Annotated in this window: 1 protein-coding gene; it reads right to left on the reverse strand. The window is 69.0% G+C overall.

Translation table 11 applies throughout. From position 1 onward, the window contains the following. Positions 1 to 90 precede the first annotated feature (90 nt). Positions 91 to 420 (reverse strand): cellulose binding domain-containing protein (locus K7G61_RS36115; RefSeq protein ID WP_225851381.1); only part of this gene is annotated, 330 nt, incomplete at its 5' end.

Genomic DNA, 420 nt, shown 5'->3' on the forward strand with positions numbered 1-420 from the left:
GCGGCGCGGGGTCGCCGCGCCGCCTTGCCTGTGTTCAGGTGTTCAGGTGTGTTCTGCTGTTGTGCGGGGTTGTGCTGTGCCGGCCTGGTGTCAGGCGGCCTGGCAGGTCACGGCCAGGCTGCTGGGCGCGGAGCCGCTGCCGGAGCCGATGAAGCCGAAGGACGTCGAGCCGCCCGGCGACAACTGGCCGTTGTAGCTGACGTTGGCCGCGGTGATCTGGCTGCCGGAACTGGTCAGGGTCGCGTTCCAGGACTGGGAGACCGTCTGCCCCGACGGAAGCGTCCAGGACGTCTTCCACCCCGAGATCGCCGCCGAACCGCTGTCCGTCACCGTCACGTTCACCTGGTAACCACCCTGCCAGGCACTGACCACGGAAGCCGTCGCCGAGCACCCACCACCGGTACCACCACCGGTCGTCGT

It is taken from the genome of Streptomyces sp. HPF1205 (assembly GCF_020400825.1).
GTDB lineage: Bacteria > Actinomycetota > Actinomycetes > Streptomycetales > Streptomycetaceae > Actinacidiphila.